At 37.4% G+C, this 19869-nt stretch carries 20 protein-coding genes; 12 read left to right on the top strand and 8 right to left on the bottom strand.

Going from position 1 to position 19869, the window contains the following annotated elements:
• Positions 1–229: 229 nt before the first annotated feature.
• Positions 230–1678 (bottom strand): glyceraldehyde-3-phosphate dehydrogenase, encoded by a 1449-nt coding sequence (locus EKL99_RS04120; RefSeq protein WP_126576450.1) that lies wholly within the window; start codon positions 1676–1678, stop codon positions 230–232.
• A 161-nt stretch (positions 1679–1839) separates the two neighbouring features.
• Complete coding sequence (locus EKL99_RS04115) at positions 1840–3240, bottom strand: trypsin-like peptidase domain-containing protein (RefSeq protein WP_126461401.1); 1401 nt, start codon at positions 3238–3240, stop codon at positions 1840–1842.
• Positions 3241–3465: 225 nt separating this feature from the next.
• On the opposite strand from EKL99_RS04115, the gene dapF reads away from it, so the two are divergent.
• From dapF to EKL99_RS04085, 6 genes are all read left to right on the top strand, one after another.
• Complete coding sequence (gene dapF, locus EKL99_RS04110; protein ID WP_126576449.1) at positions 3466–4248, top strand: diaminopimelate epimerase; 783 nt, start codon at positions 3466–3468, stop codon at positions 4246–4248.
• Positions 4249–4314: 66 nt separating this feature from the next.
• Complete coding sequence (locus EKL99_RS04105; RefSeq protein WP_126461395.1) at positions 4315–4839, top strand: ORF6N domain-containing protein; 525 nt, start codon at positions 4315–4317, stop codon at positions 4837–4839.
• 19 nt (positions 4840–4858) lie between these two features.
• Positions 4859–5392 carry a GNAT family N-acetyltransferase gene (locus EKL99_RS04100; RefSeq protein WP_126456048.1) on the top strand — a complete coding sequence of 178 codons (534 nt, stop codon included), beginning with the start codon at positions 4859–4861 and terminating at the stop codon, positions 5390–5392.
• 73 nt (positions 5393–5465) lie between these two features.
• Entirely contained in the window at positions 5466–6506 is a 1041-nt protein-coding gene (mltG, locus tag EKL99_RS04095) for an endolytic transglycosylase MltG (RefSeq protein WP_126568163.1), read from the top strand.
• Positions 6476–7420, top strand: coding sequence for a DUF2279 domain-containing protein (locus EKL99_RS04090; RefSeq protein WP_370453901.1), 945 nt, complete (start codon positions 6476–6478; stop codon positions 7418–7420). The genes mltG and EKL99_RS04090 overlap by 31 nt, the downstream gene beginning before the upstream one ends.
• Positions 7421–7517: 97 nt before the next feature.
• A complete protein-coding gene (locus tag EKL99_RS04085; RefSeq protein ID WP_126562977.1) occupies positions 7518–8159 on the top strand; it encodes a peptidoglycan-binding protein LysM in 642 nt (213 codons plus the stop codon).
• 744 nt (positions 8160–8903) lie between these two features.
• On the opposite strand, the gene scpA is transcribed toward EKL99_RS04085, so the two are convergent.
• From scpA to udk, 6 genes are all read right to left on the bottom strand, one after another.
• Complete coding sequence (gene scpA / locus EKL99_RS04080) at positions 8904–11042, bottom strand: methylmalonyl-CoA mutase (protein WP_126555375.1); 2139 nt, start codon at positions 11040–11042, stop codon at positions 8904–8906.
• A gap of 34 nt (positions 11043–11076) precedes the next feature.
• Complete coding sequence (locus EKL99_RS04075; protein ID WP_126456040.1) at positions 11077–11373, bottom strand: type II toxin-antitoxin system RelE/ParE family toxin; 297 nt, start codon at positions 11371–11373, stop codon at positions 11077–11079.
• Positions 11363–11596 carry a hypothetical protein gene (locus EKL99_RS04070; protein ID WP_126461382.1) on the bottom strand — a complete coding sequence of 78 codons (234 nt, stop codon included), beginning with the start codon at positions 11594–11596 and terminating at the stop codon, positions 11363–11365. The genes EKL99_RS04075 and EKL99_RS04070 overlap by 11 nt, the downstream gene beginning before the upstream one ends.
• Positions 11597–11668: 72 nt before the next feature.
• Positions 11669–13033, bottom strand: coding sequence for a methylmalonyl-CoA mutase subunit beta (locus tag EKL99_RS04065; protein WP_126555372.1), 1365 nt, complete (start codon positions 13031–13033; stop codon positions 11669–11671).
• A 127-nt stretch (positions 13034–13160) separates the two neighbouring features.
• A complete protein-coding gene (locus EKL99_RS04060) occupies positions 13161–13481 on the bottom strand; it encodes a septum formation initiator family protein (protein ID WP_126456033.1) in 321 nt (106 codons plus the stop codon).
• Between the two features lie 142 nt (positions 13482–13623).
• Entirely contained in the window at positions 13624–14232 is a 609-nt protein-coding gene (gene udk, locus EKL99_RS04055; protein ID WP_126461373.1) for a uridine kinase, read from the bottom strand.
• A gap of 149 nt (positions 14233–14381) precedes the next feature.
• Here udk and EKL99_RS04050 point away from each other — a divergent pair, with 149 nt between their 5' ends.
• The 6 genes from EKL99_RS04050 to EKL99_RS04025 all read left to right on the top strand — a co-directional run bounded on the left by EKL99_RS04050 (position 14382) and on the right by EKL99_RS04025 (position 19608).
• Positions 14382–14963, top strand: coding sequence for a Crp/Fnr family transcriptional regulator (locus EKL99_RS04050; protein ID WP_126461370.1), 582 nt, complete (start codon positions 14382–14384; stop codon positions 14961–14963).
• Between the two features lie 90 nt (positions 14964–15053).
• Complete coding sequence (locus tag EKL99_RS04045; RefSeq protein ID WP_126461367.1) at positions 15054–15806, top strand: pirin family protein; 753 nt, start codon at positions 15054–15056, stop codon at positions 15804–15806.
• Positions 15807–16044: 238 nt separating this feature from the next.
• Positions 16045–16266, top strand: a complete 222-nt coding sequence (locus tag EKL99_RS04040) for a hypothetical protein (RefSeq protein ID WP_126555360.1) — start codon at positions 16045–16047, stop codon at positions 16264–16266.
• A 51-nt stretch (positions 16267–16317) separates the two neighbouring features.
• Positions 16318–17187 carry an ABC transporter permease gene (locus tag EKL99_RS04035; RefSeq protein WP_126461360.1) on the top strand — a complete coding sequence of 290 codons (870 nt, stop codon included), beginning with the start codon at positions 16318–16320 and terminating at the stop codon, positions 17185–17187.
• Positions 17188–17815: 628 nt separating this feature from the next.
• Positions 17816–19144 carry a nucleotide sugar dehydrogenase gene (locus EKL99_RS04030; RefSeq protein WP_197037208.1) on the top strand — a complete coding sequence of 443 codons (1329 nt, stop codon included), beginning with the start codon at positions 17816–17818 and terminating at the stop codon, positions 19142–19144.
• 38 nt (positions 19145–19182) lie between these two features.
• Positions 19183–19608, top strand: coding sequence for an adenylyltransferase/cytidyltransferase family protein (locus EKL99_RS04025; RefSeq protein WP_126461356.1), 426 nt, complete (start codon positions 19183–19185; stop codon positions 19606–19608).
• Positions 19609–19869 lie beyond the last annotated feature (261 nt).

Genomic DNA, 19869 nt, shown 5'->3' with positions numbered 1-19869 from the left:
TGCCAATTCAACACAGTAATAACAAATTAACACACATAAAAAATCCGCGTCATCTGCGTGCCAATTCGGTGTAATAGGAACAAAAAAATCCGTCTCGTTTTTCCTAACGGGACGGATTTTCTATTGAATTCAGGCTGGGTTGCGGTTGTTCCAAATTTAAAACTAAGGGGACTAAAACTAAAACTAAAAAAAAATTACAATCGCAAATCCACAACCTGTAAACGGCAGGCTAGTAATACGTAAAACGCCTTACTTTGGCAATGTATTTAGCCAATCTAATGACTTGATGGCTGTAGCCGTATTCGTTGTCGTACCAAATGTACAACACAATATTTTTTCCGTCTTTTGAAACAATGGTGGCGTTGCTGTCATAAATGGCAGGCTGCGATGTGCCGACGATATCCGATGAAACCAATTCGTTATTCATCGAATATTTGATTTGCTCGACTAATTCGCCTTCCAATGCATATTTTTTCATGATAGCATTGATTTCTAACAGCGATGTTTCTCTGGATACTTCCAGATTCAAGACGACCAAAGAGCCATTAGGAACCGGTACCCGAATGGCATTCGACGTTAATTTTCCCTCTAATGAAGGCAATGCTTTTGCAACAGCACTTCCGGCACCCGTTTCGGTAATCACCATATTCAAAGCGGCTGCTCTTCCACGACGGTATTTTTTGTGCATGTTGTCCACAAGATTCTGGTCGTTTGTGTACGCATGGATGGTCTCCAGATGTCCTTTGACAACGCCCAAAGTATCCTCAACAGCTTTCAAGATTGGCGTGATAGCGTTCGTAGTGCACGATGCCGCCGAAAAAATATTGATTTTATCCGGATTGTATTCGTTGTGGTTTACGCCATGAACAATATTAGGAACTCCTTTTCCGGGAGCGGTAAGCAATACTTTTTCCACACCTTTGGAAACCAAATGGCGGCTTAGTGCTTCGTGTGTGGTAAAAGCACCCGTGTTGTCAATAACCAATGCATTATCAATTCCAAAAAGCGTATAATCAATTTCTTCAGGTCCGTTTGCCGTAATAATGTGTACAGTGGTTCCGTTGATAATCAAAGCATTGTTTTCAGGATCAGCCGTTACGGAGCCTTGAAAATCACCATGAATCGAATCGTAACGCAATAAAGAAGCTCTTTTTTCAAGAGAATTAGCATCATTTTTATCGCGTGTTACGATGGCACGCAATCGCAATTGACTTCCTTTTCCGGTTTTCGACATTAATTCTCTGGCTAATAAACGACCAATGCGACCAAAACCATACAGCACCACATCTTTTGGTTGAATCTCCTCTGAGTTTTTGGCATTTTTTAATTTGTCAATGACAAAATACTTGGCGTCAGGATATGTATCTTCTTCTAAACCATATTCGTACGTCAGTTTTCCAATGTCTAATTTTGCAGGCGGTAAATTCAATTCTAAAATCGCTTTTGCAATTTTAACCGAATCAAATACTGAAATGGGTTTGCCTACAAATTCAGCCGCATATTCATGCAGGTTGATAATATCACTAACATTCCTGTCGATTAGCGGGTTTCTAAATAAAACCATCTCAATGGATTTATCGTACCATAAATCGCTGATAATTTTAATCAGTTTTACTCCTGCACGTCGCCTGTCGGCTTGAAAAGAAACTTCCTTTTCGTATAAAGTTGTAGTTGCCATGTTGAAAATTTAATGAAAAATAAAGGATTGTATTTTTTAAATTTGGCGCAAAAATACCCATTTCAATCGATTTCGTAAGCTATTTTTGGATTTATTTTAAAAATAAAAAAGCCACCCTGAAATATCAAGATGGCTTTGTTTTTTTTTTAAACAAGAATGCGCTAGAGAATTACACGCATGACTTCTCCCTTTTTAGTAATCATTTCGATGCGTATGGTTTGGTTTTCCTCTTTTTTACTTAAAAGTTGGGATACCGTTGCAACATCCGTAGCTTTGACATTGTCAATACTCAAGATAATATTTCCCACCAGCTCGTCTTCGTATTGCTTCAGATTTTGACTGCTTATGGATTTGATTCGCACGCCATAATCGATTTTGAATTTCTGCTTGTCAGCAGCCTCAATATTTTCTAATTCGATGCCTTTAAACTCCGCGCTGAAAAATTCATTTTTGCTAAGCACTACAGGAGCTACTCTTGTTTTTCCATCTCTGATATAGGTAACCTGTATTTTGTCATTGGGTCTTTTCGTATTGATGTATCCGGAAAGATCAGCAAAAGTAGCCACCTTTAGTTCGTCTAATTTGATGATGACATCTCCTTTTTCAAGTCCTGATTTTTCAGCTCCTGAATTTTTGGTAACTTTATTAATGTAAAAGCCTTGTGTTTGATTGATTCCCAGTTCTTTAGAAGTCATGCTATTTAGTTCGCCTCCTTCAACACCAAGAATTCCGCGTTGTACATTCCCGTATTCCATGAGATCCTCAATGATTTTTCGGGCAATATTCGAAGGAACCGCAAACGAATAGCCTACATAAGAACCGGTCATGGAGGAAATCATCGTGTTGATTCCGATCAGTTCACCACGCGTGTTCACTAAGGCACCACCACTATTTCCGGGGTTTACCGCAGCATCTGTTTGTATGAAAGACTGAATTCCGCTGGTGCCTAAATCTCTGGCTTTCGCCGAAACAATTCCGGCTGTTACCGTAGAGGTTAAATTATACGGATTTCCAACTGCCAAAACCCATTCACCCACTTTCACCGAATCAGAATTGGCAAAAACAGTATACGGTAATTTTTCATTCGCATCAATTTTCAACAAGGCAATATCCATTTTAGAGTCGGTTCCAATAAGTTTTGCCATGTATGATTTTTTGTTGTTTAAGGTAATTTCAATTTCTGATGCGCCTTTGATGACGTGATTATTGGTCACTATATAACCGTCCTCAGAAATGATTACTCCGGAACCCGTTCCTACTTGTTCCTGGGATTGTCCGCCTTTATACCCATAAAAATATTCTAAAATAGGATTGGTAATCGTTCTGCGGGAGACGTTTTTTACGTGTACCACCGTATGAATTGTTTTTTCTGCAGCCTCGGTAAAATCAAGAATCTCGGGAGACAGTCCGACTTTCGTTTCATACGAATCAGATGCAGCTGTTACCAAGGCATTTTTTTCACTGGAAAAATACCCATTGGTATCAAATAATAATTTGTAAGCGCCAAGTGTGACTCCCCCACTCAACAACGAAACCAAAAAAAGAGTTGAAATTTTTTTCATATGTAGATAATATTTGTTTTTTATAGGAATATGGTATCGCCAGATCTTCATTGGTGTTTGCGACAGCTTCTGTCATGGCGATTTCATAATTAAATTCGTTTATTAAGATATTTACTTGTAAAATTAAAAATAAAATAGCTTCCTAAAATACAGTTTAACGCTCTTTAACAATGATTAACATTTCATTAATAGTTCGTACTTTTGTAGCACACAATAGAAATTAAAATGCAACTACAATTTTATAAATACCAAGGAACAGGAAATGATTTTGTCCTGATTGATAATCGTTCGAATTTTTTCCCAAAAGAGAATACACAACACATTGCGCACTTGTGCGACAGACGTTTTGGAATAGGTGGTGATGGTCTTATTTTATTGGAAAACGACCCTGTAACCGATTTCAAAATGGTTTATTACAATTCCGATGGAAACCAAAGTTCCATGTGTGGCAATGGTGGACGCTGTTTAGTGGCTTTCGCCAAAAAGCTGCAGGTAATTGAGAATAAAGCTACTTTCATTGCCACAGATGGTTTGCATCACGCCACAATTGGCGATGACGGATTGGTATCATTACAAATGATTGATGTTGATGCCGTAAAAGTCAGTACAGATCATGTGTTTCTAAATACGGGATCGCCGCATCATGTACAACTGGTAGACGATCTGGAAAATTACAATATCAAGGAAAACGGAGCTGCTATTCGATACGGAGATTTGTACGGGAAAGCAGGAAGTAACATCAATTTTGTCAAACAAATTGACGATGCCACTTTCTCTATGCGAACGTATGAAAGAGGCGTAGAGGATGAAACACTTTCTTGCGGAACAGGCGCAACAGCAGTAGCAATTGCAATGAACGTTATTGGAAAAACAAATGCTACTTCGATCGATTTAAATGTAGAAGGTGGAAAATTAGTCGTTTCTTTCGAAAAAAAGGAAGGACAATTTTCCAAAGTCTTCCTTAAAGGGCCAGCTGAATTTGTATTTAAAGGAACAATTATTATTTAATTAGGAAGCTAAAGGATTTAATTTTTATTCAGTTAAAAAATAATTTTCACGAACAAAGTAGAAAATATGGTTAAAGCAATTATGATTCCGGATGATATTATCAGCAGTAAAATTTATTTGATAAGAGATCAAAAAGTTATGTTAGATAAAGATTTGTCGGAACTTTATGCGGTAGAAAACAAACAACTCAAGCGGCAGGTTCGTAGGAACATAGAACGCTTTCCAGAAGATTTTATGTTTGAACTTAATCAGTTAGAATTCGATAATTTGAGGAGCCAAATTGGCACCTCAAGTTGGGGAGGAACAAGGTATATGCCTATGGCATTCACAGAACAAGGTGTCGCAATGTTGTCAAGTGTACTTAACAGCACTACTGCTATAAAAGTAAATATTCAAATTATACGTGTTTTCACAAAAATAAGAGCGATGCTTACCGATACTATGAGTATGAAATTAGAAATTGAAGAAATTAAAAAGAAACTCTCCAATCACACTAAAAATATAGAACTTGTGTTTAATTATCTTGATGAACTAATTGACAAAAAAGATAATACCGAACCTAGAAAAAAAATAGGGTATAAAAATAATTAAGTAAAATCTTAATTTTAAAATGAAAACATTAAAAGGAGACAATATCTACATTCGGGCATTAGAACCCAATGATCTGGAATTTGTATATGCCATAGAAAACGACCAGAGCATTTGGGAAGTCAGCAATACGCATACGCCATTCAGCCGGTTTTTGGTCAAGCAATATTTAGAAAATGCCCATCAGGATATTTATGAAGCCAAGCAATTGCGATTGGCTATTTGTCAGGATCAGGATTTCCCGGCCCTAGGTTTGATCGATTTATTTGATTTTGATCCAAAGAATAACAGGGCTGGAGTAGGTATTGTCATTCAGAAAAGCAAAAATCGAAAACAGAATATTGGTTCCGAAGCTTTGGAATTATTAATTGAATATGCTTTTTATAATCTAAATTTACACCAGTTATATGCAAATATTGGAACCGAAAATGAAGCTAGTAAAGCACTTTTTACTAAATTTGGATTCAAAATGACAGGCGTCAAAAAGGAGTGGACTTTTGTGAATGGTATTTATAAAGACGAAGCTGTTTTTCAATTGATCAATACTAAATTTTAAAAAATGTAGTTTTAATTCATCATAATTTCAAACTAAAGTTAAAAATACTACTTTTCCAATAAAAATACCATATATGAATTTAAAGAAAATTATTACCATTACCGCTGTTGTTTTAATAGGAATACTGATGCTATACGGATTGGTTATTTTGCGCCAAATTTTTTCTTCTAACACCAAATTCTCAGAGAACGAAGTGTACGTATACGTGCCAACGGATTCCAATTACGAAGAGGTCAAAAAAATAATTGCTCCGTATGTCGAAAACTTGGATCGTTTTGAGATGGTGGCCAATAAACGAGGCTATTCTGATAATGTAATTCCGGGACGTTTTTTATTCAAAAAGGGAATGAACAGTTATGAACTGGTAAAAACATTGCGTCTTAATTCAGCAGTAAAGTTGGCTTTTAATAATCAGGAACGTATTGAGAATTTAGCCGGGCGTGTAGGTTCACAAATTGAAGCGGATAGCTTGTCATTACTGACTTCCTTCAAAGATTCTATTTTCTTGAAAGAAAACGGGTTCAATGAAGAGACTGTTTTGGTACTGTTTATTCCAAATACATACGAGATTTATTGGAACACTACCGCTGAAAAGTTCCGTGATAAAATGATTAAGGAATACCGTAATTTTTGGAACAAGGAAAGAGTTGCCAAAGCGCAAAAACAGGGACTCACTCCCATCGAAGCGACTATTCTGGCTTCAATTGTTCACAAAGAATCCGTAAAAAAAGACGAGAGACCAAGAATAGCCGGCGTGTATCTCAATCGGTTGCGAACGGGAATGCCATTGCAGGCAGATCCAACGGTAATATTTGCGATAAAGAAGAAAGCAAACGATTTTGATCAGGTTATCAAAAGGGTTTTCTACAAAGATTTGACAATGGCACATCCGTATAATACCTATATGAACGTAGGACTGCCTCCTGGACCTATCGCTATGCCTGATATTACAGCCATGGAAGCGGTTTTGGATCCTGAGAAAAACAAGTTTATTTATTTTTGTGCCAGCGTGGAACGTTTTGGATACCATGAGTTTGCTGCCACATTAGAGGAACATAATAAAAATGCCAAAAAATATTCGGATTGGATCAACAGCCAAGGCGTAAAAAGATAGTTTTGGGATTAAAAAAAGGGATTTTATTTTTATTTTTAGTGGGTTTCCAAATTGTATTTGCCCAAGAGCGTGCGGAATCTTTTTTTAAACCCTCCGATTCTTTGAATAGGAAAAAGCAAAAAGGGGTGTTTGTTGCTGAAGGTGCTTTGACCGCAGGAACGCTGATCGGTTTAAACCAACTTTGGTACGCTGATTATCCCAAATCTGATTTTCATTTTATAAATGACAATACTGATTGGCTACAGATGGACAAATCTGGGCATGTATTTTCTTCGTATCATCTGGGACGTCTTGGTGCCCAAATGCTGCAGTGGAGTGGGGCTTCTAAAAAAAATCAGCTACTATACGGAGCCGGCTTGGGCTTTGCATTTATTACCGCCGTTGAGGTTCTGGATGGATATTCTGCTGCGTGGGGTGCCTCCTATGGCGATATAATTGCCAATGCTTCCGGGACAGCTTTATACGTTTCTCAGGAATTAATCTGGAATGAACAGCGTATTACCCCTAAATTCTCTTTTCATACCACCCAATATGCCAATTACAGACCGGAAGTTTTGGGCAGTTCTTTTACAGAGCAAATTCTAAAAGACTATAATGGACAAACCTATTGGCTTTCTGTTAATTTGCACTCTTTTGCAAAACGCTCCAGGATTCCAAAATGGCTAAATGTAGCTTTGGGTTACGGAGCCGAAGGAATGCTGACCGGAAATAGCGATAATAACGCTTTTTCAACCACAAATCCACAAAGATTCCGACAGTTTTATTTGAGTATTGATGTTGATCTGACGAAAATAAAGACGCAGTCCCATTTTTTAAAGACTGTTTTTTCCGTTCTGAACACGGTTAAAATTCCGGCACCTACAATTGAATTCGTGCGTTTTAACGATATAAAATACCACTTCATTTATTTTTAGAAAAGTTTAACTACTTGATTATCAGACTTATTATTTTTATTGTATCTTTGCGCATAGAAATTTCTTAACGGGACAGCGTTTTGAAGAAAAACAATTTATGATTAAGAAGTGGTCTTTTTACACAGGTCTGACTGTGATTACAGTTTTTTTAAGCTCAGGTTTTAAACCGTTTAACCTAGAAACCAGCCCTTGGTTTCTTATTAATGAAGATGAGGGAGCACACTACTTATTTCCTTCTGAAGAACAAAATGAATACACCAAATTAAACATTCCTTTTACCGGAAATTTCTTTATCGGTTTTAAAGAAGCTATTGGATATAGAGAATCCGAAAGTAAATACAAAAAAGTGAACTCCCTCGGATATATGGGAAAATATCAGTTTGGTATTGAGACACTTAAATCGGTTGGAGTCTATAATCGGTCTGCCTTTTTGAATAGTCCTGAATTACAGGAAAAAGCATTTCTAGCGCTACTGGCGAAAAACAAATGGGAGCTGAAAAGAGAAATTGAAAAATACGAAGGCACTATATTAAACGGAATATTCGTTACCGAATCCGGGATATTAGCGGCAGCTCACCTTGGCGGAGCAGGCTCTGTAAAAAAATATTTTAAAAATAAAGGAAAACGAAATTTTAGAGACGCTTATGGTAGTTCTATAAAAAGCTATATGAAAATGTTTGGAGGGTATGATACTTCGTGTATTATTGCGGATAATAATGCAAAGGCAAAAAACATTTAATTCCTTTTTTATCCTAAAAAAAGAGGCTGTCATTATTTGACGGCCTCTTTTCTTTTATCCCATAGTCGAATTATTTAGCCTTAAGGATTTCTCTATTGGGACGCACCACCAAATTGATGGTTTCCTTCTATTTTTGATTTTTGCTTTCTCCGTTTCTTGAACATTTGATACGATTGCAATGCTTAAAAGAAGCAAAATAATAAGTGTTTTTGTGGAGTAAAACGGAACAAAGCTTCTCGATACGCTTCGCACTCGAAGTGACGTGTATCGAGAACCGTTTTTAATACTAATTTTCTAGTTCTCGATATAATCCCGCCTAAAAGCGGGATCACTCGAACTGACGGAAATTCCCATCAAAAACTAATTACACCCAACGGGTTACTTGTAATAAATGACTAAAGGTAAGACGTGTTATTTTTTTAAATATTTAATTTACTGTTTATCAATAAGTAAGTCGAAAGTTTAAAAGTCGTAAAGTCGAAAGAATTAACTTTAAGTAAAACAGCTTTAAATCATATTGTTACATAATTTTATCCTGATTTTAAAATACGACATTATACCATGGTTATTACTTATTTTAAAAAAAATGATAAAAATTAGTGTAATTCATAGCTAACTTTTTTAGAAATAGTTCTGTTTTGTAAACGTAGTCCGTTTAGCGGATAGGCATCTGATTTAAAACAAAAAACACCAGCCTTTCGATTGATGTTCTTAAATTTTGAGTCAAAATAATAGGCTGTAGTTTTAGTCGAAACTGTCCATTAAAATGTCTAATATCTTAATAGCCGCTTCACTGATTTTTGTGCCAGGGCCAAAAACGGCAACCGCACCGGCATCAAATAGAAACTGATAATCTTGTGCCGGAATTACGCCACCTACCACGACCATAATATCTTCTCGATCGTATTTTTTAAGTTCTGCAATAACTTGTGGTACCAGCGTTTTGTGTCCTGCCGCCAGTGAGGAAACTCCCAGGATGTGCACATCATTCTCTATCGCTTGTTTGGCCGCTTCAGCTGGTGTTTGAAAAAGGGGGCCAATGTCAACATCAAAACCAACATCAGCATACCCGGTAGCCACCACTTTAGCGCCACGATCGTGACCATCTTGTCCCATTTTGGCAATCATGATTCTAGGGCGACGTCCTTCTTTTTTTGCAAATTCATCTGCCAGTTGTTTTGCTTTTTCAAAGCTTTTGTCGTCTTTTATTTCTTTGCTATACACACCGCTAAAGGATTTAATTTGTGCTTTGTATCTTCCAAAAACTGTTTCCAGCGCATCGCTGATTTCACCCAGCGTAGTTCTGTTTCGAGCGGCTTCAACCGCTATTTCCAGTAAATTTCCTTCACCAGTTTGCGCACAAAGGATTAATTTTTTCAGCGATTCCTGCACTTTTTCAGTAGCTCTGGTCGCTTTGATTCGGTCTAATTGTTCCAATTGTTGCTTGCGGACCATTTGATTGTCCACATCCAAAATCTGTAAAGGGTCTTCTTTTTCTAATCTATATTTGTTAACGCCCACAATAATATCCTGCCCGCTGTCTATTCTCGCTTGTTTTCTGGCTGCTGCTTCCTCGATTCTAAGTTTCGGAATTCCGGATTCAATAGCTTTGGTCATACCGCCCAGTTCTTCTACCTCTTGAATGAGTTTCCAGGCACTTTCAGCAATTTCATTTGTCAGACTTTCTACATAATAACTGCCTGCCCAAGGATCAACCGTTTTAGTAATTTTAGTTTCGTCTTGTAAATAAAGTTGCGTGTTTCTGGCAATTCTGGCCGAGAAATCTGTTGGTAACGCAATTGCTTCATCTAAAGCGTTGGTATGCAAAGATTGTGTACCTCCAAAAGCTGCTGCTGCTGCTTCAATACAGGTTCTTGCCACATTGTTAAAGGGATCTTGCTCGGTTAAACTCCATCCCGAAGTTTGACAATGGGTTCGTAACGCTAATGATTTATCGTCTTTTGGTTCAAATTGCTTTACTAATTTCGCCCAGATCATTCTTCCTGCGCGCATTTTGGCAATTTCCATAAAATGGTTCATTCCAATCGCCCAGAAAAAGGACAGTCGTGGGGCGAATTCATCAATTTTCATTCCGGTTGCTAATCCAGTTCTGATGTATTCCAATCCATCGGCCAGCGTGTACGCCAGTTCAATATCAGCCGTGGCTCCCGCTTCTTGCATGTGGTAGCCAGAAATGGAAATCGAGTTGAATTTGGGCATTTTTTTGCTGGTAAATTCAAAAATATCAGCAATGATTTTCATCGAAGGCGTTGGCGGATAAATATAGGTATTACGGACCATAAACTCTTTGAGAATGTCATTTTGTATCGTACCGGAAAGCAACTCGGGTGCTACGCCTTGTTCTTCGGCGGCGACAATATAGAAAGCCATAATAGGTAAAACAGCGCCATTCATTGTCATAGAAACGGACATTTCATTAAGCGGAATTTGGTCAAATAATACTTTCATGTCTTCCACGGAGTCAATGGCAACTCCTGCTTTCCCCACATCGCCCACTACGCGCTCATGATCGGAATCATAGCCGCGGTGTGTGGGTAAATCAAAAGCAATGGATAGTCCTTTTTGACCCGCAGCCAGATTCCTCCTGTAAAAAGCATTGCTTTCTTCGGCAGTTGAAAATCCGGCATATTGACGCACCGTCCATGGTCGGCGGACGTACATTGTGGTGTATGGGCCGCGTAAATTGGGAGCAAAACCAGCCCCAAAATCAAGATGAGTAAGATTCTTAATATCTTGTTCTGAATACGTAGGTTTTACTTCTATTCCTTCTGCAGTTAGAAATGCATCAGCCACAGCATTTTCATGCTCGAGTTTTAGCGCTGTACTTTTTAATTGTATGTGTTGTAAATCTTTTCTTTTCATTTGTTTAGTACAAAGATTATAGTTTTTTGAAATTTTAATTCCTTTCAGTCCATATTTCAGTATTTCTTGAAGTATGAAAAATAGCTGTAATGACAATTATGTTCTCGTAGCTGTTGAAATGAATTAAGTATGGAAAATTTTCAATTAAAGCTACTCTGGTCTTATCATATCTTATTTGAAAAAGTAATGGATTTGACTTAATTATTTTTAAACTTTCCTTGAACGAATTGGAGAACGTATCGCCCAATTTAGGGTGAATGCCTTTGTACCAATCCAAAGCTGTTTTGAAATCAAGTTTAGCTTCCTCTACAATTACAATTTTATAACCCACCGTCAATATCTTTTAGAAAATCATCAATATCTTGAGCTGAAGATGGATTCTTAAGATATTTCTCAGTTCTTTCTCTAACTTGGTCCATTTGCCATTGAGGGATTTCTAAAGTATTCGACTTTGGAAGAATAATCACTTCAACTTCATCAGCATTAAAATCATTCGGCAGTGTGATGCTTATTTTGTGATTTTTCACCTTAACGATTTGTCTTATGGGTTCCATTATTTTATGTTTTTAGCAAAGTAAATATACTCTTTTCCAATGGTATTAAATTAAATAACAGCGTCGGGCTTACTATTCAAGATCCAATCGTTCCTGTTCCGTTTTTTCTGCCAGACGTTTTTCGATTATGGGTGTAATCAAGGTTTTTCTTGGTTTGACTTTTACAAAAGGAAACAATTCTAAATCATGTTTCATTTTATCCTGTTTGTTAGGATGTTTGTTTGTTCCCAATAAAATTTCTTTCCCAGAATCAAATAGTTCCTGCGCGGTATCCGCACTTTCCTGAATTTTTCTTTTGATGATTCCGTCATTAAGTTGTTTCAGGAAACCGCCATTTGCCTCTATGTCTTTGAATAAAGCCAATGCTTTTTCCGCTAGTTGATTGGTTAGGTTTTCGATATAATAACTGCCGTCTGCCGGATTATTGACTTTGTCAAAATAACTTTCATTTTTGAGGATCAACAATTGGTTTCTCGCTATGCGGTCGCCAAATTCGTTGTCTTTGTGGTACAAAGCATCATAAGGTAAATTGGCAATAGCATCCGCTCCTCCAATAATGGCACTCATACATTCAGTTGTGGTACGCAACATATTTATATTGTAATCGTATAATGTTTTGTTACGTTTGGTAGGCGAAACGATGATGTTGCACGCTAAAGTATGGTTGTATTCCTTGGCAATCAGATTAAAAAGCAAGCGCAACGCTCGTAGTTTTGCAATTTCAAAAAAGTAATTTGTTCCTACGGCCACTTCAAAAACAATGGGTGTATTTATGGCGTCAATTCTATTGAAATACTCATTGGCTTGTCCTACACTATAAGCAATTTGCTGTACCATAGTGGCACCGGCATTTTGATACAACGCAGCGTTGATACTAAGTAGCGATACCGATGTTGTTGCTGCCGAAAGCAAATTCAGGGTGTCAAAATTGCTTTTTTCTTTAGTTGTAAACCAGTTTCCATCTTTGGCTAATTGTCCTATAGGATCCAGATTACAGAAAATTACAGTGTTGCTTTTCTTGGCGAAAACATCAATTTTTTTGACGAAATCGATTGAAATAAATCCCAGGTTAAAATAAACGGTAACGTTCTCTAAAGGCAATTTTTCCAATAGATCGGTAACGTTAATTGATTCGTTTTCTATTGTAAAGCGCAGGCTGTCTGCCCCGCGATTCAATGTGTCTAATGCCCGTTCTATTGATTTTTCAAGGTCGTAAACAAATATATTTTGGCAAATTCTAAATTCTGTTGCTTTTGTGGAAACGGGGAATACTTTTGTAAACTCCTCTTTGTGGTAAAAAGGTTTTACCTGAATGTCTTCCGGAGAATTCCAAACTACGGTTTCATTGTAATCCGCTCCATTGAGTTCAAATTGGATTTTTTGTTTCCATTGTTTGGAGGAAATGGGGTTGAAATCATCGAAAAGGTTTGTATCCATTTTGTTAGTCATTTTCCTCACTCCAGTCCTCGTCATAGGAGAGGGAACCGAAACTTGGTGTTCTGTTTTTAATAATTACTATAAATTGTACACTCTCTTCCCTTTGGGAATGGTTGGGAATGGGATTTTATTTTTGAATCGTGTCGCCTTCAAATTCGATGATGTAAATGTCTTCACTATCTTTTTTCATATAGTATTTTTCTCGGGCGTATTTTTCTATTTGTTCGGAATTGTTTAATTGTTTGATATTCTCTTTGTCTTTTTTTATTTCGTCTTTGTAATATTCTGCATTGTCTTCCAGATCTTCAATTTGTTTGTCTAAAATGCGATGATCAAAATACGAATAGTTGTCCAGAAAAATCATCCAAGACGAAAAGAACAACAGGACCCAGACATATTTGTTGCTCAGGAATTTAAACCAAGGTTTGTCTTTATATGGATTTGTCATTTTTTTTATTTTTTTTAGCCCCGATTATAGTGGAAATCCTTTTAGTAGGTGATATTGACGAAGGAAGATTCACCTACTAAAAGATTGCAACGGAAAGCGGGAAATAGCTCCTACTAATTATTCTGTTAAAATTACAACTAAATCACAGAATTTTTTGATTTATTACTGCGCGCACCACATCAATGGCTACCGTGTTGTATTTGTCATTTGGAATAATGATGTCCGCAAATGCCTTGGTTGGTTCGATGAACTGCTCGTGCATTGGCTTTAATGTGGTTTGGTATCTGTTAAGGACTTCATTCATGTCACGGCCACGTTCCATTATATCGCGTTTCATGCGTCGGATTAATCGTTCGTCAGAATCGGCATGAACGTATATTTTTACATCAAATAATTCTCTTAATTCGGGATTGGCCAAGATTAAAATTCCTTCTACAATCATCACTTTTCTGGGATGAGTAAAAACGGTATCGTCAGACCGGTTGTGGGTTACAAAGGAATAAACGGGTTGGTGAATGTTATTTCCTTCCTTTAATTCTTTGAGGTGGGCCACTAGCAACTCAAAATCAATGGCTCGGGGATGATCAAAATTGATCAATGCTCTTTCATCAAAGGAGAGTCCGTGATTTTCTTTGTAATATGAATCTTGTGAAATAATACCAACTTCTGTCTGTGGTAATTCATTCATAATCTGATGTACAACGGTTGTTTTTCCGCTTCCTGTACCACCTGCAATTCCTATAATGAGCATAAATTTTTTTATTATGTTTTTATTGGAACAAAAATAGGAATTTAATCGAGAGCAGATTTTGTTTTTTGAGGAAATCTTGCTAATTTAATATATTTACGAGTCATTTTTTAAGGGTATTTAGCTATCTTTAAATTCTAAACGAGAAACTATTGTATTCCCAAATTAATAAAAACATAAGTCGTTATGTCACTTTTGAACCCAAAGAATTAGAAATTTTCAATTCTTTGCTGGAATATAAAACCGTTGCTAAGAAAACGGTTTTACTTCAGGAAGGCGAAATGTGCCATTTTGAAGCTTTTGTCATCAAAGGTTGTGTCCGGAAATATTATATTGACGACAATGGTTTTGAAGTTATTCTGCAATTTGCCCTCGAGAATGCGTGGGTGAGCGATATTTCTTTTAGTATATACGAAGATGCACCAAGCCGTGTGTATATCGAAACGTTGGAAGATTGTGATTTTTTGCTGTTCAGCCCGGAAGCAAAAGAAGAATTATTTGCCAAAGCACCAAAGTTTGAACGCGCGTTCCGCATCCTGATGCAGCGCAGTCTGGCCGTTACGCAAGACCGTTTGTTTCATACTATTTCTAAAACAGCGACCCAAAAATACATAGAGTTTCTGGAACAGTATCCCACACTATCGCAGCGCGTTGCCCAGCATTACATTGCTTCTTATCTGGGGATTTCGGCTGAGTTTTTAAGTAAAGTGAGAACCAAAATGACAAAACTTTAAAGTCTCATAATTTTTAATTTCTTGTCCTGGTTCAATGCAGCTGCCTTTTTTTTGACGCACCTTTGCATTATATTTTTAAAGAATAGAACAATGGAAAATACAGATAAAAATACAGAAGGAGTACTTACGCATTTTGTTTTGCACAAAGGAAACACGCGGGGTCATGCCAATCACGGTTGGCTGGAATCCTATCATACGTTTAGTTTTGCGAATTATCAAAATCCGGAGCGAATGAATTTTGGCGTATTGCGCGTGCTCAATGATGACAGAGTCAATCAGGGGATGGGTTTTGGGAAACATCCGCATGACAATATGGAAATCATTTCTATTCCGCTCGAAGGCGATTTAGAACACCATGACAGTATGGGCAATACTACCGTAATCAAGGAAGGGGATATTCAGGCCATGAGTGCCGGTACCGGAATTTTTCACAGCGAATACAATAAAAATAAAGACCAGCTGGTTAAATTTTTGCAGATTTGGATTTATCCAAATAAAAAAAATGTAACGCCTCGTTATGATCAAGTTACTTTAGATTTAAACGACCGTCACAATAAACTCCAACAAATTCTATCCCCAAATCCTGAGGATGAAGGTGTTTGGATTCATCAAGATGCGTGGTTTCATATAGGGAAATTCGAAAAGGATTTTGCTGCCACGTATGCATTAAAAAAAACCGGAAACGGAATCTACGCTTTTGTTTTGAAAGGCGATTTTGCCATAGGAAACATTGCTTTAAACGAGCGAGACGGAGTAGGAATCTGGGATACCAATGCTATTAAAATTACCGCTAATTCCGCTAGTGCCGAAATCCTGTTGATGGAAGTACCCATGCAATTGTAATTGATTTTTGATGATCATATTCGTCAGTTCGAGTGATCCCGCTTTTGGGCGGGATCGTATCGAGAACAAGAAAATTTTGAATTAAAAACGGTTCTCGATACGCTTCGCACTCGAACTGACGTTTGGTATAATTAAAAACGGTTCTCGATACGCTTTGCACTCGAACTGACGTTTGGTATAATTACTCATGATGTTTTCAAACGTTTCCAGTCAATAAATTGCCACCACCGTAATCCGATTGATAAATGCCGTTCCTGCATGGAATGGCGTGGGTGTGTTGCAGGATTCGCAAGCAAAGAAAGTGTTTCTGGAGAACCATTTAAGTGGCGCTACTGTTCCGCACGATTCTGACGCAGCAAAAAAGAATTATGTGAACAAGTTGTTTTTTAAACAATACTTAATGCAAATTATTTATATTTGCTTCGTAAGAATTCAATTGAGTTTAGCAGTAGAAAATTGAGCTTTTTTCGCACGGAAAGAACAACAAAAAGTAGCATTTTAGCATGAACCAATGAACCATTCCGAACAAAAAAACACCACTTGGCTGTTTGAAATAACACCTAAAAATAAATTTTTCTCCCTTAACCTGAAGGAAGTGTGGCAGTATAGAGATTTGCTGCTGCTTTTTGTAAAAAGGGATGTGGTGACCGTCTATAAGCAAACGGTTTTAGGGCCACTTTGGTACCTTATACAACCGCTGTTTACCTCCATTACTTTTACTATTATTTTCAATAATGTTGCGGGCATCAATACCGGAACCGTGCCGCCTTTTTTGTTTAATTTGGCCGGGATTACCGTTTGGAATTACTTCACGGCCTGTCTCAATGGTACCTCGAATACCTTTGGCAGTAATGCAGGTATCTTTGGGAAAGTATATTTCCCTCGCATTATTGTACCGCTGTCTATTGTTGTTTCCAACTTATTGAAGTTTGGAATTCAATTTTTTATATTCATTTGTTTTTACGGCTATTATTATGCCCAAGGAGCTGCCATAGGGATGAATACAGCGACTTTGTTTTTTCCACTACTGATCGTTATGATGGGAGTTTTAGGATTGGGACTGGGAATGTTTATCTCTTCCTTAGTCACTAAATACCGAGATTTTAGTAATTTGGTTGGTTTTGGAGTGCAATTATTGATGTATTTGTCCGCCGTGATGTACCCAATGGCACTCATCAAAGAAAAATTGCCGGATTACGGCTGGCTGATAACCTACAATCCCTTGGCGTATGTGATCGAAACGACACGATACATGCTGCTGGATGTTGGACACATATCTGTTTTGGGATTGGGATATACCTTTTTGATTACGGTACTGGTGTTCTTAGTGGGAGTTTTGATTTTTAACAGAACCGAAAAAAGTTTTATCGATACAGTGTAAAGAACACCGGTCCTGATGAAAGGGTTCATTTTAGGATTGATTTTTTAGCCAGTAAGAAAAGTAAGAAAGTTAAGCTGTTGGGTATAATTAATTTTTGACGATAATTTTCCGTCAGTTCGAGTGATCCCGCTTTTGGGCAGGATCGTATCGAGAACAAGAAAATTTTAAATTAAAAACGATTCTCGATACGCTTCGCACTCGAACTGACGTTTGGTATAATTACACGAAACGGGAATAAAAGTAAGTTTTTAAGGGTAACAAACCGTAATGCCTTACTGGTTCAAAAGGAAATATCCGTTCTTATCAAAAAACAAAAAGACGATACATTTATAGTATGGTACGGTATAGTTAAAATCGGTTTGGTAGGGCTTCTTTTTTAGTCACTGATTTAGGTGATTTTTCATCTGGGTTTAAATGGATTTCGCAAATGGTTTGTATTGATTGCTAGTTATTTGTGTCTTTTTTTATGTTTTCTTGTGTTTCAGAGGAGAAATAAAAAATAAAACGGCAACATATTCTAGTTATATTTGCCTCTATTATCTATGACTTTTTCAGCTCATTAATGTGAGTTGAAGTCGCGAAGCGGTAGGTTAAAATGTACAATTCAATTGTAATTGTTTAAAAAAAAATGAATTCAAGTATAAAAATAGCGGTAATTGGATTAGGGTATGTCGGACTTCCATTGGCTCGATTATTTGCAACTCAATATGCTGTTGTGGGATTTGATATCAATGCCTCTCGGGTAGCATCCTTACAATCAGGCACGGATACTACACTGGAGATTTCGGATGAAGTATTACGCAAGGTATTAGTCTCAAGTTTTGTCACCTCGAGCGCAGTTGAGAGGCAGAGCGCAGTCGAAAAATCGTCTGTTACAAACGGATTAATAGTATCTTCAGAAAGCACTGCTATTGCGGATTGCAATTATTACATCATCACGGTGCCAACTCCGGTAGACAAAAATAATCGTCCAGACTTAACGCCTTTGTATAAATCCTCTGAAACGGTTGGAAAGGTTTTAAAAAAAGGCGATATCGTTATCTACGAATCCACTGTTTATCCTGGTGTAACTGAGGAAGAATGTGTGCCTGTATTAGAAAAATTTTCAGGATTAAAATTCAATGTTGATTTTTTTGCCGGCTATTCCCCGGAACGAATTAATCCCGGAGACAAAGAACATACGGTCGAGAAAATTCTGAAAGTGACTTCTGGTTCCACGCCGGAGATCGGAATAAAAGTGAATGAATTATACCAATCTGTTATTACGGCAGGAACACATCTGGCTCCTTGTATAAAAGTAGCCGAAGCCGCCAAAGTAATTGAAAACTCACAGCGCGATATCAATATAGCGTTTGTAAACGAATTGGCCAAGATATTTAATTTAATGAATATTGATACGCATGCCGTTTTGGAAGCAGCGAGCACCAAATGGAATTTTCTGCCTTTCAAACCCGGATTAGTGGGCGGACATTGTATTGGGGTAGATCCCTATTATTTGGCACAACGCGCACAAGAATTTGGATATCATCCTGAAATTATATTAGCAGGAAGACGCCTAAATGACAGTATGGGAGAATATGTAGCGTCTCAAATTGTAAAATTGATGATCAAAAAGGGCATTTCTATAAATGGTGCGGCACTTTTAATGCTGGGCATCACCTTTAAAGAAAACTGTCCCGACGTGCGCAATACCAAAATTGTGGATGTAATCACTGCGTTAGCGGATTATGGCATTGTCATCACCATTTATGATCCCTTGGCAAACCCATCAGAAGTACAACACGAATACCAATTAGAAACAACCGCTACAGTGCCCAATAAAAAATTTGATGCCATTGTGTTAGGAGTGGCGCATGCTGCCTTTTTAGCGATAGATTTGTCACAGTTACAAAAAGAAACTAGTGTGTTGTATGATGTAAAAGGAGTTTTAGGGGATGCAGTCGATGGGAGATTGTAAATAGTACCGTTCGGACTCAAACCATAATAGTAGAAAACATGAAAATAGGGATAACATTCAGTGCTTTTGATTTGTTGCATGCCGGACATATCAAAATGTTAGAGGAAGCAAAAGGACAGTGTGACTATTTAATTGCGGGACTGCAAACAGATCCTACTATCGATCGTCCTGAAAAAAACAGGCCTACCCAATCTGTGGTTGAACGCTATATTCAACTCAAAGGCTGTAAGCATGTAGATGAAATAGTTCCTTATGCAACAGAGCAAGATCTGGAGGATATTTTACGTGCGTTCAAAATTGATGTCCGCATCGTAGGAGATGAATATAAAGACAAGAATTTTACGGGACGAAACTACTGTGAAGAAAAAGGGATCGTGCTTTTTTTTAATATACGAGACCATCGCTTTTCAAGTAGCAGCTTGCGAAAAGAAGTCACAGAGAAAGAACTGATGAAAGAGAAGTAGTGTTTTTTAGTGAATGCTGAGTGGTGAAAAGTGGAGCTATAGAGGTTAGGGGCGTGTTTATGTTCTAAAATTCAAACATTTCATCCTCTCACTGTACTCTAAAGTATTCAAGTCATTACAGCAAAGAAGTTTGCGTTTAGTAGTCTTCATACTAAGTTTTTTAAGTCATTAACTCGAAACTTTAAAAAAGAAGCGAAAGAAAAGAAGGGAATTTAATTTGATTCCTGTCTAAATAAAAATATAATTAAAATAGTCGCCAAT

Source organism: Flavobacterium sp. ZB4P23, from assembly GCF_003970375.1.
GTDB lineage: Bacteria > Bacteroidota > Bacteroidia > Flavobacteriales > Flavobacteriaceae > Flavobacterium.
The sequence above is the reverse complement of the archived record's forward strand: the minus strand, read 5'-3'. Positions and strand labels throughout refer to the sequence as shown.

Excerpts from the sequence above, each read along its gene's own strand:
- dapF (WP_126576449.1), top strand. The coding sequence starts at position 3,466 with ATGCAACTACAATTTTATAAATACCAAGGAACAGGAAATGATTTTGTC.
- EKL99_RS04030 (WP_197037208.1), top strand. The coding sequence starts at position 17,816 with ATGAATTCAAGTATAAAAATAGCGGTAATTGGATTAGGGTATGTCGGA.
- EKL99_RS04060 (WP_126456033.1), bottom strand. The coding sequence starts at position 13,481 with ATGACAAATCCATATAAAGACAAACCTTGGTTTAAATTCCTGAGCAAC.
- EKL99_RS04105 (WP_126461395.1), top strand. The coding sequence starts at position 4,315 with ATGGTTAAAGCAATTATGATTCCGGATGATATTATCAGCAGTAAAATT.
- EKL99_RS04065 (WP_126555372.1), bottom strand. The coding sequence starts at position 13,033 with ATGGATACAAACCTTTTCGATGATTTCAACCCCATTTCCTCCAAACAA.
- EKL99_RS04070 (WP_126461382.1), bottom strand. The coding sequence starts at position 11,596 with ATGGAACCCATAAGACAAATCGTTAAGGTGAAAAATCACAAAATAAGC.
- scpA (WP_126555375.1), bottom strand. The coding sequence starts at position 11,042 with ATGAAAAGAAAAGATTTACAACACATACAATTAAAAAGTACAGCGCTA.
- EKL99_RS04085 (WP_126562977.1), top strand. The coding sequence starts at position 7,518 with ATGATTAAGAAGTGGTCTTTTTACACAGGTCTGACTGTGATTACAGTT.
- EKL99_RS04115 (WP_126461401.1), bottom strand. The coding sequence starts at position 3,240 with ATGAAAAAAATTTCAACTCTTTTTTTGGTTTCGTTGTTGAGTGGGGGA.
- EKL99_RS04120 (WP_126576450.1), bottom strand. The coding sequence starts at position 1,678 with ATGGCAACTACAACTTTATACGAAAAGGAAGTTTCTTTTCAAGCCGAC.
- EKL99_RS04025 (WP_126461356.1), top strand. The coding sequence starts at position 19,183 with ATGAAAATAGGGATAACATTCAGTGCTTTTGATTTGTTGCATGCCGGA.
- EKL99_RS04100 (WP_126456048.1), top strand. The coding sequence starts at position 4,859 with ATGAAAACATTAAAAGGAGACAATATCTACATTCGGGCATTAGAACCC.
- EKL99_RS04045 (WP_126461367.1), top strand. The coding sequence starts at position 15,054 with ATGGAAAATACAGATAAAAATACAGAAGGAGTACTTACGCATTTTGTT.
- udk (WP_126461373.1), bottom strand. The coding sequence starts at position 14,232 with ATGCTCATTATAGGAATTGCAGGTGGTACAGGAAGCGGAAAAACAACC.
- mltG (WP_126568163.1), top strand. The coding sequence starts at position 5,466 with ATGAATTTAAAGAAAATTATTACCATTACCGCTGTTGTTTTAATAGGA.
- EKL99_RS04035 (WP_126461360.1), top strand. The coding sequence starts at position 16,318 with ATGAACCATTCCGAACAAAAAAACACCACTTGGCTGTTTGAAATAACA.